This window comes from Butyrivibrio sp. Su6 (assembly GCF_900108105.1).
In the GTDB taxonomy this organism is placed as follows: domain Bacteria; phylum Bacillota; class Clostridia; order Lachnospirales; family Lachnospiraceae; genus Butyrivibrio.
On the sequence record NZ_FNUR01000012.1, the window covers coordinates 76366 to 101301 of the forward strand.

General features: G+C 40.6%; 19 protein-coding genes. 3 read left to right on the forward strand and 16 right to left on the reverse strand.

What is annotated here, in order from left to right; translation table 11 throughout:
- Positions 1-82: 82 nt before the first annotated feature.
- A complete protein-coding gene (locus C4S54_RS12685) occupies positions 83-703 on the forward strand; it encodes an ECF transporter S component (RefSeq protein ID WP_074886841.1) in 621 nt (206 codons plus the stop codon).
- Between the two features lie 60 nt (positions 704-763).
- Here C4S54_RS12685 and C4S54_RS12690 read toward each other — a convergent pair whose 3' ends face one another.
- From C4S54_RS12690 to C4S54_RS12765, 16 genes are all read right to left on the reverse strand, one after another.
- Complete coding sequence (locus C4S54_RS12690) at positions 764-1783, reverse strand: AAA family ATPase (protein ID WP_103869858.1); 1020 nt, start codon at positions 1781-1783, stop codon at positions 764-766.
- A gap of 72 nt (positions 1784-1855) precedes the next feature.
- Entirely contained in the window at positions 1856-3508 is a 1653-nt protein-coding gene (locus tag C4S54_RS12695) for a DUF5722 domain-containing protein (RefSeq protein WP_103869859.1), read from the reverse strand.
- A 78-nt stretch (positions 3509-3586) separates the two neighbouring features.
- Positions 3587-4780, reverse strand: coding sequence for an FprA family A-type flavoprotein (locus C4S54_RS12700; protein WP_103869887.1), 1194 nt, complete (start codon positions 4778-4780; stop codon positions 3587-3589).
- 66 nt (positions 4781-4846) lie between these two features.
- Positions 4847-7939, reverse strand: a complete 3093-nt coding sequence (locus tag C4S54_RS12705; RefSeq protein WP_103869860.1) for a response regulator — start codon at positions 7937-7939, stop codon at positions 4847-4849.
- Between the two features lie 24 nt (positions 7940-7963).
- Positions 7964-9301, reverse strand: a complete 1338-nt coding sequence (locus C4S54_RS12710; protein WP_103869861.1) for an ABC transporter substrate-binding protein — start codon at positions 9299-9301, stop codon at positions 7964-7966.
- Positions 9302-9341: 40 nt separating this feature from the next.
- Complete coding sequence (locus C4S54_RS12715) at positions 9342-9857, reverse strand: flavin reductase family protein (RefSeq protein WP_103869862.1); 516 nt, start codon at positions 9855-9857, stop codon at positions 9342-9344.
- Between the two features lie 11 nt (positions 9858-9868).
- Positions 9869-10372, reverse strand: a complete 504-nt coding sequence (greA, locus tag C4S54_RS12720; RefSeq protein ID WP_022772267.1) for a transcription elongation factor GreA — start codon at positions 10370-10372, stop codon at positions 9869-9871.
- Between the two features lie 81 nt (positions 10373-10453).
- On the reverse strand, positions 10454-11317 hold the full coding sequence (gene fba / locus C4S54_RS12725) for a class II fructose-1,6-bisphosphate aldolase (protein WP_022772265.1): 864 nt from the start codon (positions 11315-11317) through the stop codon (positions 10454-10456).
- Between the two features lie 90 nt (positions 11318-11407).
- Positions 11408-13501 carry an alpha-glycosidase gene (locus C4S54_RS12730; protein WP_103869863.1) on the reverse strand — a complete coding sequence of 698 codons (2094 nt, stop codon included), beginning with the start codon at positions 13499-13501 and terminating at the stop codon, positions 11408-11410.
- Between the two features lie 213 nt (positions 13502-13714).
- Positions 13715-15574, reverse strand: coding sequence for an ATP-dependent zinc metalloprotease FtsH (gene ftsH / locus C4S54_RS12735; RefSeq protein ID WP_146059995.1), 1860 nt, complete (start codon positions 15572-15574; stop codon positions 13715-13717).
- Between the two features lie 26 nt (positions 15575-15600).
- Entirely contained in the window at positions 15601-16125 is a 525-nt protein-coding gene (gene hpt, locus C4S54_RS12740; protein WP_022772261.1) for a hypoxanthine phosphoribosyltransferase, read from the reverse strand.
- A gap of 1 nt (position 16126) precedes the next feature.
- Positions 16127-17545: a tRNA lysidine(34) synthetase TilS gene (gene tilS / locus C4S54_RS12745; RefSeq protein ID WP_103869864.1), complete on the reverse strand. Its 1419-nt coding sequence runs from the start codon at positions 17543-17545 to the stop codon at positions 16127-16129.
- 73 nt (positions 17546-17618) lie between these two features.
- Entirely contained in the window at positions 17619-17930 is a 312-nt protein-coding gene (locus tag C4S54_RS12750) for an FtsB family cell division protein (protein WP_103869865.1), read from the reverse strand.
- A gap of 71 nt (positions 17931-18001) precedes the next feature.
- Positions 18002-18241 (reverse strand): RNA-binding S4 domain-containing protein, encoded by a 240-nt coding sequence (locus C4S54_RS12755; RefSeq protein ID WP_022772257.1) that lies wholly within the window; start codon positions 18239-18241, stop codon positions 18002-18004.
- Entirely contained in the window at positions 18242-20038 is a 1797-nt protein-coding gene (locus C4S54_RS12760; RefSeq protein WP_103869866.1) for a PEGA domain-containing protein, read from the reverse strand.
- 14 nt (positions 20039-20052) lie between these two features.
- The gene (locus C4S54_RS12765) at positions 20053-21396 is read right to left on the reverse strand and encodes a CCA tRNA nucleotidyltransferase (RefSeq protein WP_103869867.1); all 1344 of its coding nucleotides are present in this window, start codon (positions 21394-21396) and stop codon (positions 20053-20055) included.
- A gap of 97 nt (positions 21397-21493) precedes the next feature.
- On the opposite strand from C4S54_RS12765, the gene C4S54_RS12770 reads away from it, so the two are divergent.
- Complete coding sequence (locus C4S54_RS12770) at positions 21494-23215, forward strand: GGDEF domain-containing protein (protein ID WP_103869868.1); 1722 nt, start codon at positions 21494-21496, stop codon at positions 23213-23215.
- Complete coding sequence (locus C4S54_RS12775) at positions 23208-24890, forward strand: GGDEF domain-containing protein (RefSeq protein WP_103869869.1); 1683 nt, start codon at positions 23208-23210, stop codon at positions 24888-24890. The genes C4S54_RS12770 and C4S54_RS12775 overlap by 8 nt, the downstream gene beginning before the upstream one ends.
- Positions 24891-24936: the final 46 nt, after the last annotated feature.

Here is a 24936-nt window from a genome sequence, read left to right on the forward strand (position 1 = left end):
TTCTCCATTTTTGGTAATTTTAATAGTACCACCTTAATGTTATATTACACAGTATGAAAAAACAACACGGAGGAGCAATATTATGAACAATCGTGAAAAGAATCAGACTTTACTCAAGATAACCTATTCAGGCCTCATGGCAGCTCTTTGCTACGTCGGATACGCAATCTTCCCTGCTATCAACGCTGCCGGAACCAAGATCCATGTAGGAAATGCATTTGTAGTCCTCGGGGCACTTTTACTTGGTGGCCCTTATGGCGGAATCGCCGGTGCAATCGGACTTTCACTTGCTGATATACTCGGCGGATATGCCCAGTCAGCTCCCAGAACATTTATCTGCAAGCTTGTTATTGGTCTTATAGCAGGTCTCGTTGCTCATAAGATTGCTAACATTTCACATAATCATCCAAAGACATACATTGTAAAATGGTCAATTATTTCAGCTGTTGCTGCTCTTGGATTCAACTGCATTTTCGAGCCATCACTTAAATATGTATGGTACACACTTTTAACTCCTGATGCAGAAAAAGCTGCTTCTGCCATCAAGGCCCTTGTAGCAATAACAACTTACACAACTATAATAAATGCCGTAATAAACTCAGCAATCGCAGTAGTTGCCTACATTGCACTTCGCCCGGCACTCTACAAGCTTGGCCTCTTTGGAGATATTGATTCCACTTCACTTCACGAGAGCAATGCTTGATAAAAGCTCTAATAAAAACTCTTCGGTTCTATATTAAATAATGCAAGAAGGCTCAGGGTGTCACTCCCCTGAGCCTTCTTCAACCTTATCACTGAGATCTTCAAGCACAATCTTCATCATATCTTCACTTGAAGGATTCTCCAGTGTTGCAACTCTTCTGGCCTGATTGGTTATTATCTCTTCGAAAAGATTTCTGACCTCTCTAGCATTGGCAAAATTGTCGATATTCTCGATCTTCTTGGCAGTAATAAGCGCCCTTATCTGATGCTTTGCATCCTCTTCCACAGTGTAATCGTATTTTTCACAATTCATGTAGAAGATTTTCTCCAGCTCATCTATGTTATAATCCGGGAATTCAATGTATTTATTGAATCTGGACTTAAGTCCAGGATTGCTGTCGATGAACTTCTTCATAGGCCCTGTATATCCGGCAACAATGACAACAAAATCATCTCTGTTATCTTCCATTGCCTTAAGTATAGTATCTATTGCCTCCTGGCCAAATGCATCATCTTTCTGAGCAAGGGAATACGCTTCATCAATAAAAAGAACTCCTCCCATTGCCTTTTTTATCTGCTCCTGAGTCTTTATGGCAGTCTGTCCAACATACCCGGCAACAAGACCTGATCTGTCAACCTCAACAAGCTGCCCCTTTGAAAGAACTCCTATCTGTTTATAAATCCTTGCTATAATTCTTGCTACAGTAGTTTTACCTGTTCCAGGATTTCCGGTAAAAACAAGGTGAAGTGAAACCGGAACAGATTTAAGTCCCTGTTCCTTTCTGGCCTTTTGAACCTTAACGAAAGAAGTCAGCTCTTTTACATCGTCCTTTATTGTATCAAGCCCGATAAGCTTGTCTAAATCCTCCATTGGATCTGTCTCAGGCTCTGCTGGCTTTTCTTCCTCAGTTTTCTCAACTGTAGGCCCGGACTTTACCAGCTCTTTTGCCTCATCTATGGCATCTCTTGCCTGTTTTACAGCATCTGCCTCGCTCTTAACCTCAGGCTTTTTTACGTCAGTAGTTTTCGGAATACTGGTAAAAAAGTCGTTATACATACTCCCTAACAAATCTCTATCCATTATTTCACCCCTAACACGTTTTTTACAAAAAGAAAAGCGGCAGCCCGTCTGGACTGCCGCAAAAATCTGCTATTAGTCGTTTAAGAACCATCCATTTCTTGAAAGGAATGTTCTGTTAGTTACAAGTGCATCAACGTCCTGTCCAATGATCTGAGAAGCCTGAGCCTTGTATGTAGCAGCCTGTGCAGTACCAAGGTACTTGTAAAAATCATAAGACATTTTCTTGCTGCCATCAAGATTTTTTAATCCCTGAGCGATATGACTCTCGATCTCATGAGCGTTATCCGTCTCTCTGAAGAGGATAAAGCTTGAAATATAAGGATTATTCTCAGCCATTGTATATGCATAAGTAAGTGAAGCTGCCTGAGCATCCTCGCCAAAGCTTGATGTGAATCCGATCTCTGAAAGTGAGATGTTACGGACATTTCCGCTTGGTGCAAGGAATGAAGCCTGGCACATATAATCTGTAAGTATGTAAATATTCTCCATTGTTATATAAGGAGTATTAAGAGAAGCACTTACATACTGTGACTGCTGTTTCCACGCATATGGGTCAAACAGTGGTGCATTGTAAGGGTGAACTGAAAGTGACCAGTCAACGTTACCCTCACGGTTCATGTAATAGTTAAATCTATCAAGATACTCTTTTGACATGAAGCATCCGGGATTAGATTTTCTGCACCATTCCTGGTCAAAAGAAGTATACACTCTTGCGTTGGCATTAACTGCCTTGATCTCATTGTAGAAAATACGGAAAGCCTTAACGTACTCACTTACATTGAGCTCAAGGTTTGTTGAGTTCATGTAATACCATTCTGTTCTGGCATTAACTTCATTGCCAATAACCCAGTTATCAACAGTTCCATAAGCTCCACCAGAATATCTCTGGGCAAGGAAAGCTGCAATAGCCTTAATATGCTGAGTTCCTGCGTCTTCCTTGGTATTCATGGCATAGCCGGGACAAACATGCTCATCTCTTGAAAGCGGATGGATAAGATCTGCTCCTGCTTCTGTCTTGTTGTTAAGGATTGTCATTGTAAGCTGGAAGTTATTGATTGAACACCAGCGAACAAATCCATCATACTGAGCAAGTGCAGCACCATTAAACTGATAATCAGCACCATTGTAGCTAAAGTGAACAACGTTTGAGCCATCACCAGGTCCTACAATATCGCCCATGTAAAGGTTGTAGACCATCTGTGCGATTCCGAGATCCTTGAAAGTGGCCTCGTCGGCGCTGTTAGGAAGGATACCCTTCATACCGTGGTCATTACGTGCAACTGTCTTTGTTGCAATTGCTTCAGGGTTTGTGATGTAATGTTCGTCACTTACCTGAACCATTGAACCGCCGCTCTTTACGGCAACCAAAAACTTTTTACTTAAATTTGACTCTGCTGAATAGAAATTAAGTGGGAATGTAAAAGTAGCATTTCCTGCTCTCTCAGTTGTGGCAACTACAGTTCCTACTGTGCCATCCTGATATACCTCATCAGCATAAAGATAATACCTTCCATCATCTGAAGAAGGGAGAGTACCAGCTGAAACATTTACTACTACCTGATCACCGGCAATAGTACATGAATTAATACTAACTACTCGTCCTGCAGCCTGAGCTACAGCTCCCTCATTATTTGTAACAAGGCTATGGCTTGAAACAGCTGCAAAAACAGTAGCCGCTGTGAGCACTGCGCCCATTACCTTCTTAAAAAAAGATCCTTTTCTCACAACATTCCTCCAAAGTAATTCTTAATTTTGTTAGACCATTAATAATATAATTACTATCTGTACTTATGTCAAAAAAATTTACGCTTTTGCAATACTATCAACGAAAGCATCTACCTGTCCCTGATCTGCACTATGAAGCGCGCTCTTTATTGTCAGTGTGTTTTCCAGAATAGTAACATTCTTAAGCGCGGAAAGCTTGTCTGTCATGAGCTTAACAGTCATCGGCGCCCAGGTTCCGTTCTGTCCAAGGGCAAAAGTGCGGTTCTGAACTCCAAGGGCGATCATATCATTAAGAAATGCCTCCATTGGCGGATAAACGCCTCCATTGTAGGTTGGGCAGATAAGTACTATCGTCTTGCATCTCCAGACTTCACCGATCAGATAGGAGACATCAGTGCCTGATACATCGTGCACTTTAACAGCTTTTCCTTTTTCTCTGAGTCCTGAAGCAACTGCCTCTGCTGCACTCTTTGTATGGCCATAAAGGCTTCCGTAAACAAGTGCGATTTCCTCTGTCTCAGGAGTATAAGTGCTCCACTTTTCATATTTTTCAAGCAGCCATCCTATATTCTTTCTCCAAACAGGGCCATGAAGAGAAAGGATCATCTGAATATCAAGTCCTGCTGCCTTTTTCAGAGCAGCCTGCACCTGCATTCCGTATTTACCAACTATATTTGCATAATATCTTCTTGAGGAATCCAAAAAATCTTTTTCATAGTCATACTCATCGGCAAATATTCCTCCATCAAGCGCCCCAAAGGTGCCAAAAGCATCTGCAGAGAAAAGAGCTTTTGAAGCATCGTCATAGGCAAGCAGAACTTCAGGCCAGTGAACCATTGGCGCTGCAACAAAATGGAAAGTATGCTTACCTGTGGAAAGGGTGTCTCCCTCTTTTACTTCCAGCTTCTTAAATCCTGCTGCCGAAGGGAAAAACTGCTCCATAAATGTAAATGTCTTTGAATTACCTACGACAGTAACATCCGGATAATAAGCTGTAACTGTATCAATAAGTGAGCAGTGATCAGGCTCCATATGAAGAACAACGAGATAGTCAAGCTTCTTATCACCCAAAACTTCTTTCAGATTTTCTATATACTGATCAGATACAGAAATATCTGCTGTATCAAATACTACCGTTTTCTCATCATCAACAAAATAGCTGTTGTATGATACTCCCTCAGGAATTGGAAAAATATTCTCAAATCTCGACAGTCTCCTGTCACTTGCTCCAATCCAAAAAATATCTTCAGTAATCTTTTTTGTCCCTCTCACTGTCATTTCCTCCATTACGTAAGTTTATATATATTGTCTCACACTTATGTGTCAAAAGACATTTAATTATTTCTTAAATTCTAAGATAGTTCTCTCCACAACCTTAATATCGATTGGCTTTGAAACATGTGCATTCATGCCGGCATCAAAGGCCTGCTGTACATCATCTGCATAGGCGTTGGCTGTCATGGCTATGATAGGTATCCTCTGCGCCCAGTCAGTTGGAATTGCCCTTATGGCTGCAGCTGCCTCATAACCATTCATAACAGGCATCTGAATATCCATAAGTATCATGTCATAGTCGCCCTCTTTTGCCTCCTTAAACATTTCCACAACTTCCTGACCGTTGACGCCCCTTGTTACAGTTGCGCCTTCCATGCTCATGAGTTCAGTAAGGATATCAGCGTTAATATCATTGTCCTCTGCTGCCAGGAACTTCATGCCCTCAAGAGGATTCTTTTCCTCCTTGGTCTCTTTTGCCGAAGCTCTGGATGTCATATCCTCAACAATCTGCTTGAGAGTTGAGATAAAGACAGGCTTAGGAAGGATATCGTTGGCTCCTGCTTTCTTGAGCTCATCTTCTACATCCTCGTAGGAATCAGCCATAACAAGCACAAGGCTGTTATTTCTTCTGTCCTTTGACCTTACCATTTTCACGATTTCTGCGGCAGACATGGCTTCTACTTCGTTGTCGATGAGGATCAGATCTATCAGCTTCTCTGCGCTGTTACAGTTTTCAATAACGTGTATCGCCTCAAAGCCGGTCTTGGACTCAAGCATTTCTACCTTATCAGCCTCAAGGGCTGTTCTGATCTGCTCATAGCTTTCAGGTTTTTCCGCAACAAGCATTACACAGCTGATTCCATGGGCTTTCCAGAAACCAACATCCTTTTCATCAACTGCTTTAAGCCTTAAGTTGACTATAAATGTACTTCCCTTACCTTCTTCGCTTTCAACACGGATCGTGCCACCCATAAGTTCAACAAGACTCTTGGTAATGGCCATACCAAGGCCGGTTCCCTGGATTCCCTTGGTTGCTCCCTTGTCTTCTCTTGTGAAAGCGTCAAATATCTTGTCTTTATACTCAGGCTTCATACCTATACCATTATCTCTTATGGTGAATCTGACATTTTGGAAGCCTTCGGATGATGATGGTGACTCATTTATAAGGAACTCGATCTTTCCGCCCTCAGGCGTGTATTTTATAGCATTTCCCAAAATATTCATGAGGATTTCATTTATTCTCTGTTTATCACCCATGAATGTGTCATGTTCCATCTCCTCGATTCTTACTATGTACTCCTGATTCTTGGCCTTGGCCTGGAAGCTTATAACAGAATTGATTTCTTCCAAAAGAAGGCCTATAGCTACTTCCTTTATATCAAGAGTGGTCTTTCCGCTCTCGATCTTACTCATATCAAGAACGTCATTAAGAAGAGAAAGAAGATTCTGAGATGCCAGACTTATCTTATGCGTATATTCTTTTACCTTATCAGGTTCTTCTGCGTGTTTATCAATAAGCAGGTTAAAACCGGTGATGGCATTCATAGGTGTTCTGAAATCATGTGACATATTGGCCAAAAAGCTTGTCTTTGCCTTATTGGCTGTTTCAGCAGCATTAAGAGCTTCCTGAAGCTGATGATTTCTTCTTATTTCCTGTGTTATATCATACAGGGCAATGGCCATTCTTTTTCCGCCGTCATCAATAGTACAGATAACAGCACCACGGTAGTATAGATGCTCCCCTGTCTTAACATTCTCAAATCTGATTTCATCAATGATCCTTGCAGCGCCTTTTTTATTGCAATCCTCGATAATGTCTTTTAATCTTTCCTCTTTGCCCTCTCTCTGCGCCTTTGTAAGGACTCTGATATCTTCCTGCATATCTTCCATGGATAATCCAAGAATTGATTCTGCATTGGACGTAAGGAAATTACATGAGAAATCATCCTCATTTACAACCGCAAGAATGTCATTATTCTTTTCAACTACGAAATCAAAGAGCCATTCTCTGTAATGAATGTCGCTTTCTTTTACCAGAAGATCTTCCTGATTTCTCTGATTGATCTCATCAACCATATACTTCAGCTTTGATGCCATGTCCTCCATGGAACTTGACAGCTCAGCTATTTCGTCCTTACCACTGTCTTTTATCTCAATATCGAAATTTCCGTTTCGGATCAGGTTTGCCGCATCATTGAGTTTACTTATTCTATTGCTCATCCTGTTAGAGATTAGTGTCGCAATAAGCAAGCCAACAACAAAAATAACTCCTGCAATCAGCATGACTGACGATAATATTGACAAAACCTCTACGCCAATCTCGCTTCTATCAACATAGTAAAAGAGACGCCATCCATTAGCCATCTTCCCTTCAGCCATAAGGAAAAACTCATCTGTGGTGATAAATGATTCTTTTTCACCTTCGATACTGCCACTGAATATTGTTTCCTTTATCCGCTCATTTAAATTCTTATCAGCTATTTCTTTTTCCGTTATTATGTTGCCATTCTCATCGCTTATGATAATTCCGTTGTTTAGATAGCTCGATTGATTAGTAATGGAAAAGAAAAATTCATTATTTACCTTAAGGACTACAATACCTATGACCTTAGAAGACGTGCTGACATCCAAAAGAGATTTTATGATATAGATTCCTCCTGTATCATCAGCAACCCACTGAGCCCCATTATCATTTTTACAGAGCTCGTACCACTTCTCTTCCATCTCACTCTTAGGCTGGCTCAAAAACTCTCCGATATGATCCTGCCCCAGGAGGTCAGAGTAGAAATGTATGGACTCAATACTCATGTCGCTCCCGATGTAATACCAGATAAGAGGCTCGATATTCTCTGTGAGCTCCTCTGTCAATGAGAACGGATCTTCCTTAACATATTCAAGTCTGCTTCTGAAATTCTCTTCATATGAAAAGAACTTGATAACATCATTTTCTCTTTTGGCATTATTCTCAATACCATAGGCTATAACATTGGCACTTCCACGCATTGCCACCTTTGTCTGCTCTATGAGGTTCTTTTTGGCAATAAAGTAGGAATATACTCCCAGAAAAATAACCGGTATTACAATAAGCACTATAAATGTCAGTCGCAGTTGTAATTTAAAACTATGGAAATTCAGTTTTCTCTTGTTCTCAACCATATCTCGCCCTCAGATTAAACGTGGTTACTTATCATACATATTGTTGACTTTAATATCCACTTGCATCAGTGCCATATTGATTGGCTCTTTTCCCAGCAGAACCTGTTGCAGCTCTTTTCCAAAGATCATATTGATGTCAGGTCCTGAATCCCCCCATCCAAGTACCGGCATGTATAATTGATTCTTTTCAAAAACTTCTTCTATTCCCTCAAAGGCTACAGGATTATCAAAAGTTGTCTTTCTCAAATAACTCCTGCTGCCAACTCTGTCTTTCCATATTGCAAACTGCCCTTCATGATTTGAAAGAGAAGCCACTATTTCTTTTGCTGCATCTATATTTATGCTGCTTGCGTTAACAGCAAATCCGCAGTTACAGCCACCTATCATAATAGGGCCATTTCTTCCCCATCCGGTAGGAAGCGTCCCAAGCTCCATTTCAGGATTTGCTACTCGTATTCTGTTATAATCCTCTGGCCCACCTATGAGCATAAAGCTTTCTTCCGCTACAAATTCAGCAATTGCCGCCTGTTTGTCCATGGTGTACATATCCGCTGTAAATATCTGGTGCTTTAATAGTCTTTCCCATTCCACAAGATATTCATTGAGATCATTATAAAAAATAGATCTGCCATCCTTTATCCTTGCACCGAATCCACTTCCATACTCCGTTCCAAAGAAATTCATCTGCAAAATAGACTGGGCACTACTGGATACTGCCTCATAATCTATCATTCCTGCGGAAAGTGGCTTCATCTTCTTACCCAACCGGATAAAGTCGCACATTTCAATAAATTCATCAATGTTATGAGGCTCTTTTATCCCGTATTTATCAAACAGGCCTTTATTCAGATATATACACTCAAAACAGCTTGTGCTGGGCACTGCATAAGTATCCTTGTCATACCAAAAGGCTTCTAGGCTTTCTGTCTCAAAATTACTGCAATAAGCCGTCAAGGGTGTGATATTCCCGTTCCTGGCATTCTTTCTTGCCATTACCTGATCCACATAAATAATGTCAGGTGCACCCTTAAAGGTGAATTGAGCATCTATTATTGGCTCATAATGGGCTTTATCAATATAAACAAATTCAATTTTATAATTTGGAAACCTGCGGGCAAGATACGCCCTAAGATTAGAAGTATAAGAATTGTCATACCAGGTTGCTACCCTGATTGTTTCCAGATTTTGGTCGGTTCTTTTTTCTGTAGCGTTTCCAGTAACGCCTTCCGAAGCTGACTCTGTTACAGCCTCAATTTTATCAGGCTGTGGATTTTGTACACCGCAGCCTAATAAAGCGCTCGCTATAAGCGCCATATCCAAAACTACACTAACTAAGGTTTTTTTCAGCCTTTTGCTACCCATATTTCCCTCATAAAAATATGATATGCATCTGTCGTTAGTTTTATCTAAGTAGAATAGTCTTCACTTCTCCGATAAATAGAATGTGATAGTCTCCATTCGCATAGAATTTTTCTTTTATGGCATCATCTATCAAAGCATCTTCATCAAATTCTCTCTGATAAAGAACTTTGCAGATTATTATTTCCCTTGCTTCATCAATAAAAGGAACTCCGTCATGGTAATTGATATTAAGTCTGGAATTAGCGATCTTGTCCTCATCCCTTCCCGATACCATAGACAGATATTTGAGCGTTCCACGATATTTCTCCTGATTCATGAAACTGATTGAATACTCACCGGAAGCATTGATGATCTCACTGGTATATCTGCCTTTTCTGGCAAATATAAAGGTTACCCTTTTATCCCAGATATAACCTACGCCTCCCCATTCTGCGCACATAGTGTTGACCTTACTGCCATCAGCAGCTGTGATGAGAATCTTGTCGCCTACAAATTTGTATGGCCCTGTTTCGAGATCATTTGGATTAACTGGTTGAAATACGTGTAATTCGCCCATATGGTCCTCCTTTAAAAGTCCCTAATTCTATCCTCGTCTGTCAGTCCTGTATTTTCGATACTAATTATCGTTACGCCGTAACTATAATCGTCGCTTACTTTAATAGTAACATGGTCTCCTACTTTATGTCCAAGTAATTGTTTTCCAAGCGGGGACTCAACACTGATAAGTCCCTTCAAAGAATTTTGACGCATTGTTGTAACAATTTTGTATGTTTCTTCGGAACCATCCTCATCTAATTTTACTACTACAGTTTTGTTCATTCCAACTTGGTCATATTTAGTATTATCGTCAATTACTGTCGCAGTCTTAATCATTCTTTCCAAAAATCTTATACGACTTTCATTCTGGTTCTTGGCTTTTTTGGCTGCATAATACTCAAAGTTCTCTGAAAGATCGCCCTGAGCTCTCGCTTCCTTTACATGTTCAAGCAGTTCTTTTCTCACAACGACTTTGCGATGTTCGATTTCTGCCTCCATATCCTCTATATCTTTTTTGGTCAATTCGTTATGCATTTTAATATATCCCCCTGATCTGGTGATTTATTGTAAGAAAAAAGCGAAGCCAAAGGGCTTCGCTTTTTAATAGTACTATTATCAAGCCTTTCCAACTGATCCGAAGAGCTCCATCTTTTCCTTAACTGTAGCCTTGATAGCTTCAGCACCAGGAGCAAGAAGCTTACGAGGGTCAAATCCCTTACCTTCAAGATCCTTACCTGCTTCAATATACTTACGTGTTGCATCAGCAAATGAAAGCTGGCACTCTGTATTAACATTGATCTTAGATACACCAAGTGAAATAGCCTTCTTGATCATGTCTGCAGGAATTCCTGTACCACCATGAAGAACGAGAGGCATAACACCTGTCTTCTGCTGGATAGCATCAAGAACGTCGAATCTAAGTCCTGGCCATCCTTCTGGATATTTACCGTGAATGTTACCAATACCAGCTGCAAGCATATCTACGCCAAGATCAGCGATTCTCTTGCACTCATCTGGATCAGCGCACTCGCCCATTCCTACAACTCCGTCTTCTTCTCCACCGATTGAACCAACTTCAGCTTCGATAGAAAGACCAAGCTGATGAGCAACGTTTACAAGCTCTGAAGTCTTAGCAACGTTCTCTTCGATGTTATAGTGTGAGCCGTCGAACATGATTGATGTGAAGCCGGCTTTGATGCACTTATAGCATCCATCGTATGTACCATGATCAAGGTGAAGTGCTACTGGAACTGTGATTCCAAGGCTCTTATCCATAGCCTTAACCATAGCTGCAACTGTCTCAAAACCTGTCATGTATTTACCAGCACCCTCAGATACACCAAGGATAACAGGAGACTTGAGTTCTTCTGCTGTTAAAAGAACTGACTTTGTCCACTCCAGGTTGTTGATGTTAAACTGGCCAACTGCATAGTGACCTTCTTTTGCTTTTACAAGCATGTCTTTTGCGGATACTAACATTTTGTTTTTCTCCCTTTGTATATGTAGTTATTGATGGTTAATAACATTATATACTCGTTGATATAAAAAATAAAGTTAAATAGTTCACAATCACCCGAAATCAAGTGTGTTATCTGCCCAGAATTCCTCAGTACTGATAGGCGCGTGGCTATCGTAGCGAAGCACCAGTCCCGATAATCTTGAAAGCGTAATTGTCAGTATATTATTTTTTACCCTCATTCCACCAATATCAGTTCTAAATCCGCTTCCATCACTTAAGATGAGCTGATTTAAAAATGCATCTTTGGGAATTCCCAGCGCACTTATATCAATATCCTTAGTGACTTCAAATTCATTGTTGTTGATAAACACTATTGTTGCGGCTTCTCTGTTAAAGCGGGCAAAAGAAATAACATTATTATCAGCAAGCAGCTCCATAACAGAACCTGTTTTTAACTCACTGCATTCCTTATGGATCCTGATCATTTCCTTGTGGAAACGTATCATATCCATATCCTCTTTTCCCCAAGGATAAGTTCTTCTGTTATCAGGGTCAGTAAATCCGCAGACTCCCGCTTCGTCGCCATAATAAATTGTAGGTGCTCCCGGCCAGGTCATCTGAACCATTACAGCCTCTCTCATAACAGGCTTCTTTATACCTGTTTCTGCTGAAGCCGGCATAAGAGTGTCACATCTTCCGACCTTCTGACTTGTCCTTGTCAGAAATCTTGAATGATCGTGATTTGAGAGCTCATTCATGGCTGTATAAAGTGAAGGCATGCTAAAGTTCTCTCCACCTTCATAGAGCATGGTATCAAAAAACTCTCTTGCATTGCCGTATTTTAAAGGCTTAAATTCGTCGCTATGTTTTTCCATGCCGGTAAGGAACCATGTTAGCGGCTCCATAAAGGCATCATAGTTCATGACTGTATCCCACTCATCACCCTGCAACCAGTCCTTAGCCTTTCCATAGTGTTCAGCAAGAATAATAGCTTCAGGATTGGCCTTTTTTACTTCCTCCCTGAATCTCTTGAAGAAATAGTGGTTGTATTCGGGTGAATGCCCGATATCTGCCGCTACATCAAGTCTCCAGCCATCTGCGTTATATGGCTCAGAAACCCATTTTCTGGCAATTCCCAGTATATACTCCTCAAGTTCTTTTGAACCCTCGTAATTCAGCTTTGGAAGGGTGTCATATCCCCACCAGCCGTCATAGTTATTGTTGTAAGGCCACTTTCCACCAGTAAAAGAAAAGTAGTCATGATAAGGACTGTTCTCTGAAATGTAGGCACCGTAGTCATATTCGCTGTTTTCTTCGTAGATCCTGTCTTTATCCATCCACTTGTTAAAAGAGCCGCAGTGGTTGAAAACACCATCCAAAATGACCCTGATGCCTCTCTTATGCGCTTCACTTACAAGTTTGGCAAAAAGCTTATCGCTCTCTTCCAGGTTCTTTTTACTGGTAACTCTCCTTATATACTTGCTCGCACGAACGTTCTCATGCTCGTTGTCATCAAGGAGCCTTCCACCATCATCAACGATCTTTCCAAAATGAGGATCGATATGGTCATAATCCTGTGTATCATATTTGTGACATGAAGGAGAAACAAACAGGGGATTAAAGTAAATAACCTCTATTCCCAAATCTTTCAGATAATCAAGCTTATCCATTACTCCCTGCAGATCTCCGCCATAGAACTCTGCGTAGTCCATCTTCGGATCCGGGTACTTCTCCCAGTCTTTGACCTGAACTGATCTGCTTCCGTTGTAATAATACTCACCGGAGAGAACATCATTGCTGGCATCACCATTGCAAAATCTTTCCACAAAGATCTGGTACATAACTGCGCCTTTTGCCCATCCCGGTGTGGAAAAGCCAGGGAATAACCTAAAGAGCATGCTGTCTTTTGGCTGGCTGACTACTCCTCTTTTGTCAAAAAAGCATCTGTCTCCGTCATTTCCATCTATTTCAAAATAATAAGTGGCTGGTTTTTCTCCGACGTTGAAAGAAATATCGTAATAATCAAAATCCCCATCTGACTCAGCGCGCTTCATGGGACGCTTTTCATTATTCCATATGATAAAGACTTCTGAAGCCTCGCCCTTACCACATCTGAATCTGAAGTCAGTTTTTCTATTTTTATCCGGCTCAGTTGGCCTTAAATAGTCCATGGTCATATCATGGAATAATAGTTTTTTGTTCATAAATAAGTCCTAACTTTGTTATTAATGCAAAAAAGACAGCGGGTAGCTGTCTTTTTTAGAGAAGGTATTTCTTTCTTATGGGGTATAGCAAAAAACTATATAATGTATTGGGGGGTTACGCATATTATACTAACACCCACACCCCTTAGCGTAAAGACCAATACTCCACAAATATACTAAAAACAGCTCTTGGTTTTTGTGCATTTTGTACAATTAGATATCCAACTCTATGTCTTCAGGGAGTTTCTTGCCTTCAAATAAAGCCTCGAACTCTTCCCTTCCAATCTTTTCTTTCTCGATAAGAAGTGCTGAACTCTGATGCAAAACATCCTCATACTGAAGGATTATCTCTTTAGCCTTGGCATAGCACTTATCGATAATAGCCTTTACTTCTTTATCAATTTCACCGGCAATAAGTTCACTGTGATTTTTCTTATGAGAAATATCATACCCAATGAATACGTCTTCCTCGTTCTCATCATAGTTGATCACGCCGATATTGCTTGACATACCATACTTGGTAACCATGCTTCTTGCTTCCTGTGTTGCTTTTCTGATGTCGCTTGAAGCTCCTGTCGTAATATCTCCAAAAATAATCTCCTCAGCAATTCGTCCGCCGAGAGAGACCATAATATCCTGAAGCATTTTCTTTTTGGAAAGGAACATATCATCATTTTCCGGAAGTGGCATAGTATAGCCTGCTGCCCCAAGTCCTGTAGGAATGATCGAAATTGTATGAACCGGGCCCACATCAGGAAGCACATGGAAAAGAATCGCATGTCCTGTCTCGTGGTAAGCAGTGATCTTTTTCTCTTTTTCTGAGATTATCTTGCTGCGCTTTTCTGTTCCGATACCTACTTTAGTGAATGAAGAATTGATATCTTCCTGATTGATGAACTGTCTGTTCTCTGTAGCTGCCTTAATAGCAGACTCATTTAAAAGATTTTCAAGATCAGCTCCTGTAAAGCCAGCTGTTGTCTGGGCAACCTGCTTAAGGTTTACATCATCTGAAAGAGGCTTGTTCTTGGCATGTACCTTGAGGATAGCTTCCCTCTCACCAATATCAGGTCTTGTAACAGTGATCTTTCTATCAAAACGACCTGGTCTCATGATAGCCGGATCAAGAATGTCTACTCTGTTAGTTGCTGCCATAACGATGATTCCTTCATTTACACCAAAACCATCCATTTCAACAAGCATCTGGTTGAGTGTCTGCTCTCTTTCATCGTGGCCGCCGCCCATACCTGTGCCTCGTCTTCTGGCTACAGCATCTATTTCATCGATAAAGATTATACATGGAGCATTCTTTTTAGCTTCAGCAAAAAGATCTCTGACTCTGGAAGCACCAACACCTACAAACATCTCAACGAAATCAGAACCTGAAATTGTAAAGAATGGAACTCCGGCTTCACCGGCTACTGCTCTTGCAAGAAGAGTCTTACCCGTACCTGGTGCACCTTCAAGAAGTACACCCTTTGGAATTCTTGCTCCTACCTGTGTGAATTTTCCAGGATCTTTTAAGAATTCAATGATCTCTGTAAGCTGTTCTTTTTCCTCTTTAAGGCCGGCAACGTCATCAAGTTTTATCTTGTTGTCGTCGGCGCTCTGGAGCTTTGCACGGCTCTTTCCAAAGTTCATCATTCTGTTATTTCCTGAACCGGAAGCCTGCATATTGGTAAACATTGAGAAAATAAAGACCATAAGAACCAGTCCTACAACAACCGGGATTATACCGGTTATAAGGACGTTTTCAGACGGCACATCTTTGACTTCATAGTTTATGCCGTTATCTGCAACCAGCGTTTCGATAGCTGTCACATCTGTAGAATAAAAGGTCACATCATCAAGCCCGCCATTAAAGCTAACACGGACGGCACCTGTCGGTGTCTCTGTGTTAGGCATAATGACTACTCTTCTAACTGTACCTTCCTGTATATCTGCCTCCAACTGTGTTCGTGAATATGCTCCGGTATCTGATGTCATAAAACCCTTAGCATACTCAACAAACACTACCATTATCAGTAAAACTACCACAATGGCAAAAATTGAATTATAACCCTTTGTGCGATTCAACTTCTGAATTCCCCCTTTTAGAGAAGTTAATTAAACTCAACCACTCCGATATATGGCAAGTTTCTGTATCTCTGATCATAGTCAAGGCCGTAACCAACTACAAACTCATCAGGAATCTCAAATCCTGTGTAGTCAACCTTAACATCTGTAACTCTGCGCTCAGGCTTATCAAGAAGTGTGCAGAGCTTAATGCTTGCAGGCTCTCTGTCTCCGAGCATCTTTATAAGGTAAGAAAGTGTTCTTCCGGAATCAACGATATCCTCAACAATGAGAACATGTCTGTCCTTAAGTGGTTCATCAAGGTCCTTAACGATCTTAACAACACCGCTTGATTTTGTTGAACTTCCATAACTTGAAGCTGACATAAAGTCCATTGTTACAGGAACTGTAATTCTCTTTGCAAGTTCACACATAAAGAATACACCGCCTTTTAAAACACAGACAAGATGTACTGTCTCTCCCTGATAATCTCTGCTGATTGCCTCTCCAAGCTCCTTAATACGCTTGTCTACCTCTTCTTCTGTAAGTAGTACACGAACTGACTCAGCCACTTTAATTACCTCCATTATCTATAGCTACAGCTAGTATTTTTTTAGTATTGTCACTAATTTTATAGGAACAACTGATTCTATATCCGGGAACCCACATGCAATGGTCTCCATCCGCCAGAATCCACATGTTATCTCTTTCACTCACAGGAATTTTTTCGTCTGTCATGAACTTGGATAATTTCTTTTTCCTGATAGTGCCATTTTGCTCTATACAGATATAATCATCCGGCTTCCTGTGCCTAAAAATAACTTCTTGTATTCTATCACAATCAAACCATTTAGTATATGTATCTCTCGGAATAGATGTTTTTCCATTATACGACATTATGTCAATTGTTGCGACACCAAATCGGGGAATGTTCAGTTTGTATTTTTGGCCTGTTTCAAGTTTCTTAATAACAAGCTGATCATCTATATTACAGCCATCACCTTTTTCAAAGTTTTCCATAAATGATAGCTTATCGTAGCTTCTGACTGCCTTTATATTATAAGGCAGATCAAGGCTTGCCGACCCATCTGTTCCAGCAATCAGCGTAAGTACTGCATCCACGTGCCTCGCTGTTATATCCTTTCTGTTTGGAGTAAGCTCCTCAAAACATTGAAGAATAACATATCTCTTTATTATCTCTGGCTCGAGACCTAATTTTTTTAGTTCAAGCTCTATTCTGCCATTGTTTTTTTCAGATATATTATCAAATACTTTTTTGGCCTGGTCTCTGATATAGTCCTCAGCCATGGCAAAATCTTTTGTCGCCCTGTAAATATGCTCAACTGCTGATTTATTAATTTCTTTTTCCACATATGGAATAACCTTATTTCTAAGCTTGTTTCTTGTGTGGATATTTTCAAGATTTGTGGCATCTGTGCAAAAAGAAATCTCTTTTTCCTTAAGGTAATCCTCGATTTCATCTCTTGTCACACACAGCAGGGGCCTTATTATGTTATCTCTGACAGGCCTTATTCCACCGCCGCCGCGAAGTCCGCTTCCTCTGAAAATATTGTGGAGAAATGTTTCCGCAGCATCGTTTTGGTGATGAGCAATAGCGATCTTGGTTGCACTTTCGCTTTTCACTAATTGAGAAAAAAAGTCATAGCGAACTATTCTTCCCGCTTCCTCCTCAGAAAGCCTGTTATCCTCTGCAATCTGCGGAACATCTTCTTCCAAAAGATGATATCTGATTCCTCGTTCTTTACAAAACTTACGTGTAAAGTCCGCATCCTCTCCGGCCTCTTCTCTGATTCCGTGATTTACATGGGCTGCAATAAGCTCAATCTTCAGTATTTCTTTTAGCTCAAAAAGAACTGTTACGAGTGCCGTAGAGTCTGCTCCACCGGAAAATCCCACAAGTATCCTATCACCTGCATCAATCATCTTGTTCGCTCGTATAAAGTTCAATACTTTGTTCTCAAAATTATTCATTCTTTTCTCAAATTAAAACGCAGACCCCTTACGAATCTACGTAACGATGTCTGCGCCTGGTTTCAATAATTAATTATTTGCCTTCATTTCTAAAGATAATCTCTCCTGGATAAACAAGTCCAAGCTTGTCTTTAGCTGTATCTTCTATATATTTACGCGTCTGTGTATATCTCTCGAACTCCTGAATCTCTTCTGTTCTGGCATACTCTGCATCGATCTGCGCCTGGAGCTCCATCTCCCTCGCCTGATACTCGCTAGCTTTCTGCATAAGACCAATACTCTTGATAGAAACTACGGTCACAAGAATAAGGACTACAAAACTAGCCCAGAGAATACCAACTCTGTTCTGAGAACGACGCCTCTTATAGCGTGCTCTGGTTGCCATATCGTACCCCCACATAATGCGGAATCACATAAATTCTCTAAATACATTCTAATACACTATTAAATCGACTGTCAAATATATCGATACAGGTTTGTTACATCCTCTTTGTGGATTGTTTCCTGGACGTCGAGCACTTCTACGCTGACGTCCTTGTTTCCAAAGTTGATGGTTATCTTGTCGCCAACCTTAACATCTACTGACGCTTTGGCTGGCTTACCGTTTATCTGTACTCTTCCCGCATCGCAGGCTTCATTAGCTACGGTGCGTCTTTTTATTAATCTTGTTACTTTTAAATATTTATCTAGTCTCATTTAATTTTCTCCTGATGCCTCACTAGCTGCGTCGCTGGCTTTTTCTGAATCATTTGTTGTTTTACCTGTACTTGAGGAGTCGGTCTGTGAACTATCGAGATCCTCTTTTGAGGTTTCTGTTGTATTTGTTGTTCCTTCAGTAGAAGTTTCTTTTGTGGTTTCTTCTGTGGCAGCGCTCTTGCTCTCTGACCCTTTATCCGAAGTAGAACTTGTAGAAGCACTTGATGCTCCTGAAGAACCGCTCGAACCTGATGAACTACCGGAACTTGCATCCGAACTTGATGAACTGCTTGAGGATGAGCTTGAAGATGAACTGCTGCTCGATGACGAACTACTTGATGAGCTGCTTGCAGAAGTAGCTGATGAGCTGCTGTCTTCACTCTTCTTCACCATATCAGCAAATCCATAGGATACGTTATCTTCACTCTTATCAATTTTAATCCTGTAACTTATGGTCTCATATCCGCTTCTTTTTAGTATAACTTCATGATTGCCGGATACTTTCTGAACTCTTGTAGGAATCACGCCAACATAATATCCATCAAAATATAGCTCTGCATCAACAGGTTTATCAAAGTAGATATAGTATCCGTTGATAACCTTGTTTGAAGAATCGCTTGAGCTGTTGCTGCTGACAGTTGAAGCCTTGGATGCCGAAGCAGATTTCTTTGATATAAGTTCGTTGGCATTTGCCTTCTTTACAGCCAGACTCGATTTGGCTGTACTGTTATTTACAGTAGCATTATTTATAGATAGCGAATTAGTTGAAGCTTCCTCACTATCTGAATCTTTTTCAAGCTCTATGCTTACGATTGACCTGGCTGTACCAACTTTAAGGTATCTGTTCTGCGTGATATAGCCCTCAGCCATGATCTTGAGATTGTGATAACCATACTGAACAGTCTGTGGTACTCCTGTAAGGACCTTCTGTCCATCGACAAAAACTTCCGCTGTTTCCGGAACTATCTCAAAAGTTACAAGACCTTCTTTTGGCTTATTTATAGTAATATCACTGGTATCAACTACGGTTTCCTGATTTCTTGTAATGTTTACTTCAGACTGGTAATTGGCACCATTCCCGAGTATTTGAAGATTATATTGCCCTTCAGGTGCACTTAGCAGCATGTTGGGGGATATCTTGTGTATCACCTCGTTGTCCAGCTCTATCCATGCTCCCACCAGGCTCTGCTCTTCAACTACGTCTGAGGAAAGGCTCACGTAACCATGTCCTCCTGTTACTACTACGCTGTATATTTCGCGGCCTATGCCAGATACTTTTATCTTATCGGTAGAAAGAATATTCTCTGCAATAGCAAGCTCTCCATCTGCCAACACAAGAGCTTTGTTATCTATTCTGTAGATCTCATCCTTGATACGGGCTGTTCCGTCATTTCTGACAAGCTCATGATCTTTGGTGCTGTCAACTACCCATGCATCTTTTGACACATTGAGTGTTGTAATGTGCTTGGTACTCTTCAAAAAAGTAACATCAACAATCTGACCAACTTCCAGCATCTGAGCCGAAAGAACTGTTCCTCTGGCATCATACATCATACTGGTGTTGTCGTAATCAAGCGTATAGGTCTTTCCTGTCGCATGATTTCTCAAACGGATCTGCTTTTTTTCAGTGTCTATCGACCTTATGGCCGCAGTATCCGCAGAATCGTATTTACCAACCATTGATATGGTTACTTTATTTGTAGTCACAGCTAGTACGCTTGTTGATGATGACAGCATTACTACCACTGCCATACATAAAGCTGTACCTATCCTGACTGCACATCCAAAGCTTCTCATGATCTACCCCTCATTTATTCTGATCCTTCAAGAAAACTTTTTAGGCGCTCCGGCTCTAACAAATAGTCCTTGCTGTTATGTTCGGGATTGTCGAGAACGTCCTCAAGCATTGCTTTGAGAACTGTTCCGATGGCCTTTCCCTGAGAAACGCCAGCCCCCATAAGATCTTTTCCGTTAACAGCAAGATCCTTTATATTTATTGGTTCCTTTTTTGCCAGTATCTCTTTATAGATGCTATTAGTGTCGTTTATCAGCTTAAGCTTCTCTTCTCTATAAAGCTCACTCTGAGCAAGTGTATCTGCGTATCTTACTTCAATGAATAGCGGAAAATCATCACCAATCCTGTTCATGGCTCTTCTGACATTTCGCGGCGTAGCAGGAAATCTGTCATCGTGATATCTGATCAGATTACAGGTCCTGTCCATTGTATCCCTGTCAAATTTTAGCCGTTTAAAAATCTCTTTTGCCATGGATACACCGACCTCGGCATGGCCCTTGAAATGTGATATTCCGTTACTATCTATACTCATTGTAGCAGGTTTTCCCATATCATGCATCAGCATTGTAAGCCTCAAAATCCTGTCAGAACGCACATTCTGCACTGATTTCATGATATGTTCTCCCACATTATACATGTGATGTGGATTGTTTTGTGGTGTCTCCATACACCTGTCAAATTCAGGAAGTATCACCTTTGTGATGCCAAGTTCATAGGCTGTCATCAGCCTCTCAGGATGATCAGACAAAAGAAGTTTCACAAGCTCTGTCTGTATTCGTTCTGCGCTGATGTTTTTTAGTGTATCAGCCAGCTCGGAAATCGCATTTTGAGTTTCATCCTCTATTGAATAGTTGAGCTGTGCTGCAAATCTTACAGCCCTCATAATCCTAAGAGCATCTTCAGAAAACCTTTCTTTTGGATTTCCAACGCATCGGATAAGACCTTTCTCTATATCCTCCATTCCTCCGAAGCGGTCGATTAAGCCTTCCTCATCATTGTAGGCCATGGCATTTATCGTGAAATCTCTTCTTTTCATATCCTCAGTGAGGTTTTTGGTAAAAGTCACTTCACTGGGATGTCTGGAATCCTCATATTTCCCGTCTATTCTGTATGTAGTCACCTCATAGCCTTCTTTTCCAACCATGATAGTGACTGTTCCGTGCTCAATTCCTGTATCTATAGTTCTTTTGAATAGTTTTTTTGTATCCTGTGGAAGCGCATTGGTCGTTATATCCCAGTCCCCCGGAACTCGTCCCAATATGCTGTCCCTTACGCATCCACCAACTGCATAGGCCTCAAATCCTGCCTCATGAAGCCTGTCCAATATCCTTTTTACATTATCCGGTAATTTGATCTTCATACCTTCATAATAGCTTAATAAACCGAAATTGTGAAGAATTCACTGGGATTTTTAGGCAGTTGGTTATATACTTGTCTTATAACTATGAGGAAATAAAATGAAGTACAAATATGATCGTAAATTGTTCGTTGCCGCGGCTTTTGCCCTTCTTTTTGCTTTGCTTATCCTCATGGGGTCTTTTTCTAATATCGAGACTCCATTTTTAAATACCATAATAGACCTTAATGATAACTGGCAGATTTCGGTAAACGGCAACGTTTTTGATTCACATAATCCATCCAAGACAAATATCGGCGTTATAAACGAGGGTGATGTTGTTGAACTGACAACTACTTTACCCTCTATTTCTGATTACGCGGATCCTTGTCTTTCTTTTTATGCAATTCACTCACTGATAGAGATCAGTATAGATGATGAAGTCATCTATTCCTTCGGGCATGAGGCCTATGAAGCAGGCAGAACTGTTCCTAAGACCCACACTGCTATTCCATTAAAAAGAGAATACGGCGGTAAAACCTTAAAAATATCCCTGACAGGCGCGAAGGCTTCTGCATTTTCAGGATTATCTTCATTTTTTATAGGTGAAAGAAAAGACACTTTTGTCGGTGGTATCATTGTGAGAAGGCTCAGCATCTTGTCGGGAATTTTCCTGATATCTCTTGGCTTTTTGCTTATTATTCTTTCTCCTTATCTTTTGTTTTATCACAATAACGACACCAGGCTTGTCTTTAGCGGCTTTATTTCTCTATTCCTGGGATTTTATATAATGTCCTATTACGGCCTTATAGACCTTCTTATCGGGAATCCAACTCTCAACACAATTTGTGAGTATGTCTCGCTTTATAATATCCCGACCTGTATCCTGGGCTATTTGATGTCGGTCTTTTCAGGTAAAAAGAAACAGCTTTTCCGTTTTATGTTTATCACAAACTTAACCTTATTCTTTATTATCATTATTCTTCACATTTCGCAGGCTGTACGTTTTACTGACTTTACCATGTCATTACACACTTTGGCAGCCATCGAAAGCTCTATTGCTATGTACCTTATAGCCAAGAATCTTATCAATAAAAAGACATCCTCAGATAAAAAATTTCTTTTGTCTGATTCTATATTCCTATTAGGGCTCTCAATCTTCATGATTGCATCCTTAATAGACATAGTGATCTACAACTATAACAAGTACTTCTCTGCTGCCGGTGAGACTAATTCTGATATCACCATAACTACAATAGGTGCGCTGATCTTTGTGTCCTGCCTGCTTATCAGTTATCTTTATTACAATATTTACAGCAGTAACTTTGAAACAATGCAAAGTCATATCGTCAATCTCGCTTACACCGATGCACTGACAGGACTTGCCAACAGAGCACGTTGCGAACAGGTAATGGCTATTCTTTCAGAAGACCGCGGAACATATACTATCGTGAGTCTCGACCTTAACAAGCTAAAGCAGGTAAATGATACTCTTGGCCACCATGAGGGCGATCGCCTTATCGTTGGTTTTGCTACTATTCTTTCCGAGTGTTTCTGGGATGCCAATCTTATTGGAAGAATGGGCGGCGACGAGTTCATCGTTGTAATGACTGATGAACACGCGCTTAATTGTACAAAGAGAATTCATGAGCTTTACAATATAATAACTGAGTGGAACAGCAAGGAACAGTCCTTCCAATACAGCACTTCCTATGGATATGCTTACAGCTATGAAGTGCCAAACGGACTCGCCAGTGAAGTGTACATGCTTGCTGACTCCAGAATGTATGAGATGAAAAAAGAACATAGAAATGACAACAGGAAGGAGGTAGAAAATGCGTAAACTTCTATCCTTCTTGGGACTCGCAGTTGCTATACTGGTGCTGATCACAGTCTTCTCACTCCAGTTTTTCAAGATCACTCCTCAATCAAAGATAGATACTCTTGAAAACGGGTGGGTAGTTATGTACCGAGGTCAGCGCTACATCAATACTAACCTTGAACGACTGAGTGAACAGGTAGGCTACACTTTTTCAAGAGGTGACATAATAACGCTTAACATGAACAGGCCTCTTCCGAATCTTGAATGCGATTTTCCTTATCTGTTCTTCAAAACGCAGTTTTGCGCCTATGAAGTATTTCTCAACGACCAGCTGATTGAAGCCTCAGACCTTGATGCTCTGGACTCCAACAGATTCGTAGGTACGGGTTACAATATGGTCCCCCTCGGAGAAGACTATGTTGGAAAAAAACTAAGTATTAAACTCTACGTTACAGAAAACAGCACCCGAGTAGATATGGTAAGTCCCACTATCGGAAGCTTTGATGATCTGGCCAGACGACTAATCTATGGTGCATTGTTCCCTCTGTTCACCGGAATTTTCCTGATTCTTTTTGGCCAGGTGTTCTTAGTTATTTCTCTTACATTTTACCTTAGAACTTCAGGTGTAAGAGTACAGATCATCAGCTCTATCATCAGTGTATTATTGGGATTTTGGATAGTTACAGCCTTTGATGTGTCCGGTTTTATGATAAATAAATCCGCAGCGACGCTTATTTCCTACGGTTCCATCTATCTCATAATACCTTGCATCTATCTTTTGCTTAATGAACTGCACAAAAGGCAGGACAATACACTTCTTCGAATAATGGGCTTTTCAACCCTTGGCTTTTCCGTGCTGTTTATTATTCTGCACATACTGGGATTAGTACATATAAATCACTTTATCTATCCATATTATGTGCTGTCCTTTGCCGGGATACTGATATTTCTTTATTATGTTTGGACGGACATCCGCAGTCGCAAAAGAAATGCCTCTGTAAACATCATAATGCTGGGCTTATTTGTCCTTAGTATGTGCCTTGTTTTGTATGTTGGAATCGCCCTTTCCATGAAACTTGTTGATTACAGACAGAGCTTTTTAGCCACTATATCGATTCCTACAGGCGCCATATTTTTTGTGATTACTCAGCTCCTCAACTACTTTATTTTCATGACTCATTCTTTTGCTCAGAGAAAAGAATATGCTTCTCTTTCTCAGATTGCTTTTGAGGACACCCTCACAGGCCTCTTTAACAGAGTAAAAAGTGATGAGAAAATGGCTGAACTGGACAAAACTGGTGATGATTTCTGTTTGATAAGTCTTGATCTAAATGGACTTAAAGAGGTAAATGATAACGCCGGACACCCTGCAGGAGACAGACTCTTAAGGTCTTTTGCCAATGCTCTTTATACAACATTTAATTCTATAGGAACCTGCTACAGGATTGGCGGCGATGAATTTCTTGTTATTACAAGTACTACAGATAAGGCAACCATAGATTCACTTCTTCAACAGCTTGATAAGAAACTGTTAGATCTCGATGAAAGCGATCCTGAGATCAACCACAGCGTCTCCTATGGCTATGCCTTCCGTTCAGAGACTTCAGAAAATGAGGCCCATGCGGCATTCATGCTGGCCGACAAGAAAATGTACGATTATAAAAGAAAGTATTATTCTCATATGATGAAAAGATAAAAATAAGCATACAAGATCAGCAAAACGCTAATCCTGTATGCTCATT